The sequence below is a fragment of the Sphingobium sp. CCH11-B1 genome, from assembly GCF_001556865.1.
In the GTDB taxonomy this organism is placed as follows: Bacteria; Pseudomonadota; Alphaproteobacteria; order Sphingomonadales; family Sphingomonadaceae; genus Sphingobium.
Genome location: NZ_LSJY01000023.1, coordinates 1 through 5,621, shown reverse-complemented (window position 1 = coordinate 5,621; position 5,621 = coordinate 1). Strand labels below are relative to the sequence as shown.

General features: G+C 65.5%; 8 protein-coding genes and 1 pseudogene. 6 read left to right on the top strand and 3 right to left on the bottom strand.

Features of this window, described 5'->3' with window-relative positions; all coding sequences use genetic code 11:
* Positions 1-40 precede the first annotated feature (40 nt).
* Positions 41-382, bottom strand: coding sequence for a hypothetical protein (locus AX724_RS03345; RefSeq protein ID WP_066763550.1), 342 nt, complete (start codon positions 380-382; stop codon positions 41-43).
* A gap of 242 nt (positions 383-624) precedes the next feature.
* Here AX724_RS03345 and rplU point away from each other — a divergent pair, with 242 nt between their 5' ends.
* From rplU to AX724_RS03330, 3 genes are all read left to right on the top strand, one after another.
* Entirely contained in the window at positions 625-924 is a 300-nt protein-coding gene (rplU, locus tag AX724_RS03340; protein WP_066763546.1) for a 50S ribosomal protein L21, read from the top strand.
* 32 nt (positions 925-956) lie between these two features.
* Positions 957-1,226 carry a 50S ribosomal protein L27 gene (gene rpmA / locus AX724_RS03335; RefSeq protein ID WP_066763545.1) on the top strand — a complete coding sequence of 90 codons (270 nt, stop codon included), beginning with the start codon at positions 957-959 and terminating at the stop codon, positions 1,224-1,226.
* Between the two features lie 272 nt (positions 1,227-1,498).
* A complete protein-coding gene (locus AX724_RS03330) occupies positions 1,499-2,071 on the top strand; it encodes a GNAT family N-acetyltransferase (protein WP_066763544.1) in 573 nt (190 codons plus the stop codon).
* Between the two features lie 28 nt (positions 2,072-2,099).
* Here AX724_RS03330 and AX724_RS03325 read toward each other — a convergent pair whose 3' ends face one another.
* Both AX724_RS03325 and AX724_RS03320 read right to left on the bottom strand, forming a co-directional pair.
* On the bottom strand, positions 2,100-2,639 hold the full coding sequence (locus tag AX724_RS03325) for a GNAT family N-acetyltransferase (protein WP_066763543.1): 540 nt from the start codon (positions 2,637-2,639) through the stop codon (positions 2,100-2,102).
* 31 nt (positions 2,640-2,670) lie between these two features.
* Entirely contained in the window at positions 2,671-3,522 is an 852-nt protein-coding gene (locus AX724_RS03320; RefSeq protein WP_066763541.1) for a metal-dependent hydrolase, read from the bottom strand.
* A gap of 52 nt (positions 3,523-3,574) precedes the next feature.
* Between AX724_RS03320 and AX724_RS03315 the strand changes: the two genes are divergently transcribed.
* From AX724_RS03315 to AX724_RS23240, 3 genes and pseudogenes are all read left to right on the top strand, one after another.
* Positions 3,575-4,192: a TetR/AcrR family transcriptional regulator gene (locus AX724_RS03315; protein WP_066763539.1), complete on the top strand. Its 618-nt coding sequence runs from the start codon at positions 3,575-3,577 to the stop codon at positions 4,190-4,192.
* A gap of 30 nt (positions 4,193-4,222) precedes the next feature.
* Positions 4,223-5,317 (top strand): GTPase ObgE, encoded by a 1,095-nt coding sequence (obgE, locus tag AX724_RS03310; protein WP_066763537.1) that lies wholly within the window; start codon positions 4,223-4,225, stop codon positions 5,315-5,317.
* A gap of 151 nt (positions 5,318-5,468) precedes the next feature.
* Positions 5,469-5,621, top strand: a pseudogene (locus AX724_RS23240) (glutamate 5-kinase); the annotation flags it as partial.

Genomic DNA, 5,621 nt, shown 5'->3' with positions numbered 1-5,621 from the left:
GACGAAGGCCCGCGCGGGGCGGGCCGGCTTTTGCGAATCGTCAGGCCAAGGCGGGAGGCGCGCGGGCGCGATGGGCGGCAGCCAGCGCGGGATGCGGGAGAGGATCGACAAGCGGCCCAGCGCCATGCCGTTCGGCTGTCTTCGATCCGCCCAGCAGGCACAGGACCGCAACGCACAGAAGCAGCATCGGAATGGAGTTGCCGCCATCCGGCCGGCGGGCTTGGCTTGTCTCGACCCGGATTGCGGTGTGCGCCTTCACCGCCACTTCGCTGGTGGCGGGATTGAAGGCGGAACCCCTGGCGCGGCTGAGGGGAGGACCGAGCGGTGCGAGGGCAGACAGAAGCGTCACGGCGATCAGGGTCCAGAGCGCGGCGAAAAGCATGGCACGGTTGCCCGCTCCCCTTTCCTTCCGTCGATCTATCCCCATGTGCCGCATCGGCCGCTTCGTTCCTTCCGTTCCAGTGGAAGATAGGAAGGCGACCCCCTAAAAGCCAGTGCGGAAAGCGCGCCGGATCGGTTGACAGCGCCGCATCATTCCACTAACGGGCCACATTCCCGCGCGGGTCGACAGGATTTCTCCTCGATGATCTGCGTAAAGCAGATTTGAACGAGAAGAGACAAGCCATGTTCGCTATCGTGCGCACGGGCGGCAAGCAGTATCGCGTCGCCGCCGGAGACAAGATCGTCGTTGAGAAGCTGGCCGGTGAAGCCGGCGACAAGGTCACGCTGGGCGATGTCCTGTTCGCCGGCGAAGGCAGCGACGTGAAAGATGCGTCGAAGCTGACGGTCGCCGCTGAAATCATCGCGCAGGCGAAGGGCGAGAAGGTCATCGTCTTCAAGAAGCGCCGCCGCCACAATTATCGCCGCAAGAACGGCCACCGCCAGAATCACACGATCCTGAAGATCGTGTCGATCGGCGCCTGAGCCAGCAGCAAAGAATTCGAGGAGTTTAGGTCATGGCACATAAGAAAGCTGGCGGTTCGTCGCGCAACGGTCGCGATTCTGAGTCGAAGCGCCTTGGCGTCAAGAAGTTCGGCGGTCAGGACGTGATCGGCGGCAACATCATCATTCGCCAGCGCGGCACCCGCGTCTATCCGGGCCGCAATGTGGGCATGGGCAAGGACCATACCCTCTTCGCGCTTGGCGAAGGCAAGGTGGTGTTCCACACCGGCAAGCTTGGCCGCAAATATGTGTCGGTCGACGCGGTAGCCGAAGCCGCCGAATAACGGACGACTGATGACGGGTCGTCCTTCGCAAGGGGCGATCCTCCCGGGGTCCAGGCACAGAGCCTGACGCCGGTATCCGAGGGAATTAAGGGGCGCTCCTCACCGTAGAGGGGCGCCCCTTTTCCGTTGGGCGAACCCCCCTCTCAAAATCCCTCAAGCCTCTGGAACATAACGCCTTCTCGCGCGTCGAGCGGGCGCGACCCATCCAGAGCGAACCGTCGTCAAGCCGTCATCAACGGCGGCTAACGGCGCGGAATAGAGGAGAGAATAGCATGTTCGCCCGTACCCCTCGCCTGCTGCTGCGTCCCGGCTGGATGGAAGACGCGCCGGCGCTGGCGCTGGCCATCAACGATGCTGCCATCCTGCGCAACCTGGCGCGCGCGCCCAGCCCCTATGGGCTGGAGGACGCGGAAGGCTTTCTGTCGCTGCCGCATGACGTCCGTCTGCCCCGGCTGCTCGCCTTCACCCGCACCAAGGGCGCGCCGCGTCTGGTCGGCGGGTGCGACATTCATCTGGACGAGAAAGGCGTGCCGGAACTGGGATATTGGATCGCCCGCTCCTATTGGGGGCTTGGCTTTGCCACCGAAGCCGCGCGCGCCGTGATGAACATGGCGCGGGCGAGCGGTGTTAGCGGCATCCGCGCCAGCCATTTCGTCGACAACCCGGCATCGGGCAATGTGCTGCGCAAGCTCGGCTTCCGCTTCGCCGGGCAGGTCGAGCGCCGCTACAGCCTGGGCCGGGACGCAATGGTCGACTGCCTTCTGTTCGAGGAAGGCGAAGGCGGACATGGGAATGACGATCCGGCCATGGACCTTTACGCGGACGCGCTTCCCGTCGCTGCCTGACACCTGCCGCAGGAGGCCGCCCTTCCCATCAGGAGGCGGCCTCCTGCTGGCGGGGGCGATCGAATACGCGCGTGGGGTGACCATTGAGCTGGGTATCGACCAGCGGGCGGAAGCCCAGCTTTTCGGCAACCTTAATGGACGCACCGTTGCCCGGATCGATGATGCAGCGGAGCGAGGGCGTATCGACATGGACATCGGCCCAAGTGACCACCGCCTGCATCGCTTCGGTGGCGATCCCTCTGCCCCACGCGTCGGGGCCAAGCACCCAACCGGCTTCCGGCACGCCTTCCAGTTGGGGCAGGCCGCGTTCGGCGCTGAGCAGGCCCGCTTCGCCCAGGAACGCGCCGCTCTCCCTTTCCTCTATCACCCACATGCCGTGGCCCAGCAGCGACCACATGCCGGCATATCGCAACAGGCGGAACCACACGGCCTGCGCCTCCTGCGGCGCGCCGCCGATGAAGCGGACGACATCGGCGTCGGCCCAGAGGCGGCGGCAGGCGGCATAGTCCGCAATGCCATGCGGACGCAGGATCAGACGGGGCGTGTGCAGGACAGGCGCTTGAGACATGCGTCGATAAGACCCTGCGCCGCCCGCCCGGTCAAGCCGCTGAGGGCATTCCCCCTTCCATGCGCGCATCGGCGTAGGGCGTGTCCGCAAGGGCGATGAGCGCCCGGTCGTCCACCTGCCACGGATGGAAGCCCGGCAGAAAGTAGCGCATCCAGGGCCAGGCGGTGCGGCGCAGGATGCCGGGCCGCACCAGAGCGTAATGCAGCAAGCCGCCCCAGGCCCGAACGCGTGTCATGCCATCCTGCCGCAGAAGCTCGACCATGCCGCGCGCGCGGTGATGCAGGAAATGGCGGGTGACGACCAGCATCATCAGCGACTTGACCCACCAGCGCTTGAGGGGCGGCCAGTCGCGGGTCGCGTGGCACCATATGTCGTGCGCCACGCCCTTATGTTCGATCTCCTCCATCGCATGCCAGCGCCAGAGAGCGGCCAGTTCCGGATCGGCACCATCCAAATAACGGGGGTCGCGCAGCAATTGATGGGCGAGAACGGCCGTGAAATGCTCCAGCGCCATGGTGGCGGCAAGGCGAATGATGGGCGGGCGGCTATAGGCAAGATCCAGCACCATCGTCACGTCCGCGTCGAGGCGCGTGACATCATAGCCATGGTCCGTCACCTGCCTGTTGAAGGCGAGATGTTCGCGGCTGTGCACCACTTCCTGCTTGATGAAGGCCGCGACCTCCCCCGCGAGCTTTTCGGACACACCGTCGCGAAAGGCGCGGACGGAATCGATGAAGAAGGCTTCGCCGCGCGGAAAGGTGATCGACAGCGCATTGAAGAAAGCCGTGGCGATCGGATCGCCGTTCAGCCAATGTCGCGCCGATGCGTGATCGCGGCCGAAGCGGCGATCGCGCGGGGTGATGGTGAGTTGGACAGGTGTCATGGACGCCTCCTATGCTTACTTACATTGATGTAAATAATGGTAACTGACACTGATGTCAATAAAGCGACTACGCCTTAGCCCGGATGAAAGCCGCCTTGCCGCCGTCGAAGCAGCGCGCGCTTTGCTGATCGAAACCGGGCCGCAGTCCGTGACGCTGAAGGCGGTGGCGGCGCGAATCGGGCGCACCCACGCCAATCTGCTGCACCATTTCGGATCAGCGGCGGGGCTTCAGAAAGCGCTCGCGGGGCATCTGGCAGAAGTCATCACCGCCAGCATCGGCGAGGCGGTCGATGCGGCGCGGCGCGGCGAGGTCAGCCCGCGCACCATCGTCGACATGACCTTCGACGCCTTCGACGCGCAGGGCGCTGGCGCGCTCGCGAGCTGGATGCTGTCTTCCGGCAACGAGGACGCACTCGATCCGGTGGTGGAGGCGATCCACCGGCTCGTCGACAAGCTCGCCGCGAGCGCGCTGACGTCCAACCTCGCCGACCTGATCCGGGAAAATACGCTGATGCTGGTGCTGCTGGCGCTGGGCGATTCGCAACTGGGCGGTCCGATGGCGGCAGCGATCGGCCTGTCGCGCGAAAAGGCGCGCGAGATCGCGACGCGCAGCCTGACTCACGCGCTGATGCAGGAAGCCGCATCCCTTGCGCAGCAGGCCAAGGTTTAACTTTCCCGCCGATGGCGCTATGGGCGCGCCATGCATTTCCTCGATCAAGCGAAAATCTTCATCAAGTCCGGCTGGGGCGGTCCCGGCGCGGTCAGTTTCCGGCGCGAAAAATATGTCGAATATGGCGGGCCGGACGGCGGCAATGGCGGCAAGGGCGGCGACATCATCTTCGAGGCGGTGGCCGGCCTCAACACGCTGATCGACTTTCGCTACACCCAGCATTTCAAGGCGCAGCGCGGCCAGCCCGGCATGGGCAAGAATCGCTATGGCGCGGGCGGCGAAGACCTGATCATCAAGGTGCCCGTCGGTACGCAAATCCTGTCCGATCCCGTTCCGGTGGACGGGTCCGAAGACCCGGAAGACGGCACCATGGAATATGAGCAGGACCTGCTCGCCGACTTCACCGAAGTGGGCCAGCGGATCGTTCTGCTGCGTGGCGGCGATGGCGGCCGCGGCAACCTGTCCTACAAGACCAGCACCAACCGCGCGCCGCGCCAGCATGGTACGGGCTGGCCAGGGCAGGAAATGTGGGTGTGGCTGCGCCTCAAGCTGCTGGCGGACGTCGGGCTGGTGGGAATGCCCAATGCCGGCAAGTCGACCTTCATCAACCAGGTGACGAACACCAAGGCGAAGGTCGGCGCCTATGCCTTCACCACCACCAAGCCGCAACTGGGCGTCGTGCTGCACCGCGACCGCGAATTCGTGCTGGCCGACATCCCCGGCCTGATCGAGGGCGCGGCGGAGGGCGCGGGCATCGGTGACCGGTTCCTGGGCCATATCGAACGGTGCCGGGTGCTGCTGCACCTCATCGACGCGACCGGCGACGACCCGGTCGAACAGTTCCGCATCGTCACCGACGAGCTGGCTGCCTATGGCGGCGGCCTCGAAGAAAAGCCGCAGCTCGTCGTGCTGAACAAGGGCGACCTGCTGGGGCAGGAGCTGATGGAGGATATCGCCGACCAGTTGCGCGACGAAGCGGGCGTGGAAGAGGTGTTCATCATTTCCGGCGCGACCGGCGAAGGCGTCGGCGTGTTGCTGGACGCGGTGCTGCCGCTGCTGGATCAGCCGCCCGAAAGCGAAGAGGAAGACGCGCCGGAGGCCGACAAGCCGTGGTCCCCTATTTGACCGACTAAGACTCCCCTCCGTTTGAAGGGAGGGGTCGGGGATGGGTTGCGAACGAAGCGAGCCCCATCTCCGGGTGACAGATCAGACGCGTCGCCCGCGCGGCGCACCCACCCCCTGCCCCTCCCTTCAAAGGGAGGGGGGAAATTGGACCATGACCCACCCCCTTTCCGGCTTTCCCCCTGCCCTGATCCGCCGCCTGGTCATCAAGATCGGGTCGGCACTGCTGGTCGACCCGGACGGACAGGTCCGGACCGACTGGCTGCGCACGCTGGTGGACGATGTCGCCGGGCGGGTCGCGGCGGGG

What these genes read in the sequence shown, in the direction of transcription:
- AX724_RS03345 (WP_066763550.1), bottom strand. Translation starts at nt 382, where the DNA reads ATGCTTTTCGCCGCGCTCTGGACCCTGATCGCCGTGACGCTTCTGTCT.
- AX724_RS03315 (WP_066763539.1), top strand. Translation starts at nt 3,575, where the DNA reads ATGTCAATAAAGCGACTACGCCTTAGCCCGGATGAAAGCCGCCTTGCC.
- AX724_RS03330 (WP_066763544.1), top strand. Translation starts at nt 1,499, where the DNA reads ATGTTCGCCCGTACCCCTCGCCTGCTGCTGCGTCCCGGCTGGATGGAA.
- rpmA (WP_066763545.1), top strand. Translation starts at nt 957, where the DNA reads ATGGCACATAAGAAAGCTGGCGGTTCGTCGCGCAACGGTCGCGATTCT.
- AX724_RS03325 (WP_066763543.1), bottom strand. Translation starts at nt 2,639, where the DNA reads ATGTCTCAAGCGCCTGTCCTGCACACGCCCCGTCTGATCCTGCGTCCG.
- rplU (WP_066763546.1), top strand. Translation starts at nt 625, where the DNA reads ATGTTCGCTATCGTGCGCACGGGCGGCAAGCAGTATCGCGTCGCCGCC.
- obgE (WP_066763537.1), top strand. Translation starts at nt 4,223, where the DNA reads ATGCATTTCCTCGATCAAGCGAAAATCTTCATCAAGTCCGGCTGGGGC.
- AX724_RS03320 (WP_066763541.1), bottom strand. Translation starts at nt 3,522, where the DNA reads ATGACACCTGTCCAACTCACCATCACCCCGCGCGATCGCCGCTTCGGC.